Source organism: Pedobacter hartonius (assembly GCF_900107535.1).
GTDB classification, from domain to species: domain Bacteria; phylum Bacteroidota; class Bacteroidia; order Sphingobacteriales; family Sphingobacteriaceae; genus Pedobacter; species Pedobacter hartonius.
Window position 1 is genome coordinate 1 of record NZ_FNRA01000035.1, and the last position, 2,560, is coordinate 2,560.

At 35.0% G+C, this 2,560-nt stretch carries 2 protein-coding genes and 1 pseudogene; all 3 read left to right on the forward strand.

From position 1 onward, the window contains the following. The first annotated feature begins 228 nt into the window (after positions 1-228). On the forward strand, positions 229-486 hold the full coding sequence (locus BLW16_RS22805) for a hypothetical protein (protein ID WP_090560191.1): 258 nt from the start codon (positions 229-231) through the stop codon (positions 484-486). Positions 487-871: 385 nt separating this feature from the next. After that, a complete protein-coding gene (locus tag BLW16_RS22810; RefSeq protein ID WP_090560192.1) occupies positions 872-2,164 on the forward strand; it encodes a glycosyltransferase family 2 protein in 1,293 nt (430 codons plus the stop codon). A gap of 140 nt (positions 2,165-2,304) precedes the next feature. Beyond that, a pseudogene (locus BLW16_RS24175) lies at positions 2,305-2,460 on the forward strand (IS256 family transposase); the annotation flags it as partial. Between the last annotated feature and the right edge of the window lie 100 nt (positions 2,461-2,560).

A 2,560-nucleotide genomic window follows, 5' to 3' on the forward strand; every position in this document is an offset into this window, starting at 1 on the left:
CCCTTATAATTGTATTGAAAAGTGGCCCACTGATTATCGTAATGACTGGCCCGCTATCATCCGTTTTCGCTGGCCCAGTATCACCGTTATAGACAAATGGGACAGATTCCTTATTTCAAAGGCTAATTTTTGATTAATTTTATTTGTATTATGAGAAATAGATAGATCAAAAATCGAATTAGAGTAAGTAATATATTAAATAATAATTAAATTATAACACATACTATTATGGATAACAAATATAAAAATAGACATTGGTACGCCTATGTTGATGGCAATCCTTTAAATCCTGAAAATTACCAATTAACCACGATAACCCCTTGGTGCACTAATGGCAAAAATTTGTGTGCAATTTACACCATCGGATACGATGAACAGCCTGAAGAATTTTCGCCGAAAATGAAAATGGTTATCGCAAATGCACTAGTAACCGGAGTACCTCAACCAATAGGTTCAGAAGTGTTATTGGTATTAATGAAAAATTAACTGGTTCAGAATGTAATAGGAGAAGGTCGAAAATCCTGAAAAGAGTAGGCATAACTTAAAGTTTTTTAATACTTTTTAATGAATAAAAGTATTCTATTATATGCCTAGATACTGGTATGTTTATGTGCCTGGTTTAAATCCGGATCCGACGCTTCCTGCTAACTATAGATATACGCCTTTTAAACCAAGTTGTGCCATTGGTTCGACCATTTGTGCAATTTATTCAGGTGTGCCCTCAGGATATCCTGCTAATTTTTTTACGATCCTTCCGTCAATAAGTGATAGATTGCAAAATTATATCATTAATGGGCTATCTACCCATGCTCCACAGCCTATAGTACCTAGGTTTTTTGTTTATTTAAAGTCTTAATCAACTAATAGCTCTGTGAAATTACCTCTTGTATCTTGCATTACGCCTACTGCAAATAGACCTCAATTCTTAGAAGGAATTATAAACTGTTTTTTAAATCAGGATTATCCAAATTGTGAATTGATCATTTTCGATGATGGTGTAGAATTATCATCGTTGAACATCCTTGATCTTCCTAACATACACTATTATTATGCTAAGGCGTCACAGGAGATAGGTCCAAAACGTAATTTTCTATGTAGCAAAGCACAAGGTGAAATTATCATTCATTTAGATGATGATGACTGGTATGCACCAGATTGGATTAGTAAACAGGTAAATGCTTTGAATACGTTAAATACGGATATCACCGGAATTAACAATATCAATTTCTTTTCTACGGTTGAAAATATATTCTGGAATTATAAGTACACCGAAAATATAAAGCCGTGGATTTATGGGGGAACGTTAGCCTATTGGAAATCACTTTGGGATAAAAACCCTTTCAAAGATATGCAGACCGGAGAAGATAATGATTTTATATTTAGTTCTAAAGCTAAAATTTACGCACACGATTATACTACTGGCTATCTTGGTTTAATTCATGGTGATAACATTGGTGTAAGGCTATTTGAAAACCCAGCAGAAAAACTACAGCAGGAGAAGTGGATTAAAAACATACAAAAGCCCGAAAAATATCACATAAATACTGTTAGTTGTTTAAATTCCAATTTACCCCTAGTTACTTGTATTATGCCTACAGCAAATCGGCCCAATTTTGTGATTTCTGCAATTGACAACTTTATAAAACAGAATTATTCAAATAAGGAATTGGTTATTATAGATGATGGTAAAGAATCTGTGGAAAATCTAATACCAAATGACCAGCAAATAAAATATTTTTTTTCCAAGTCTTTAGGCACAATAGGATCTAAACGTAATATAGCTTGTGACAAAGCTAAGGGAGAATTCATAATACATTGGGATGATGATGACTGGTACGCGCCTGATTGGATTGTTCGTGAAGTAGAAGCATTGCTGAACTCTGGAGCAGACATATGCGGAATAGATCAGGTACAATTTTTTTCTCCTTCACAAAATGAGTATTGGATGACAAAAAATAGGAATTCTAAGCACCCTTGGCTAACAGGCGCAACTCTGATTTATAGAAAATCCTTTTGGAATATGCATAATTTTAACGATCTGCAAAGTGGCGAAGATGATGATTTTGTAAGGAATAGTAGAGCAAAAATATTCGCCCATAGTTATTTTCAGGGGTTCATCGCAACACTGCATGATAATAATACTAGTAGTATATTTTTTGAGTAAACCGAGAGACTGTAAATTGAACTGTGTCCACTCTTGACAATCAAGAGTAAGAATAAGTAAATTAGTATAAACTTATGGACACAATGAACAGTAAAAAACCATTTGATTTTGAACGCTTCAAAGAAGAAGCAATGTAAGGCCTGTACAATGGTAAAAAGATGGGTGGCACCGACGGTGTATTTGCCCCGATGCTTAAGCATCTTCTGGAATCGATGATGGATGGAGAACTTGATAGCCACCTGGCTGAGAGCAAGTCATCAGGAGAAAGTAATCGGCGAAATGGTAAGACAAAGAAGCTTTTTATTGTGCATCAGATTCGCACCAGTCTGCGGTATGTACCTGAGAAAGATAAAAAGGCCGTTGTTGAAGATCTGAAGCCGGTTTACAAGGCGAACA

Coding starts and splice junctions, on each gene's coding strand:
- BLW16_RS22805 (WP_090560191.1), top strand. CDS start 229: ATGGATAACAAATATAAAAATAGACATTGGTACGCCTATGTTGATGGC.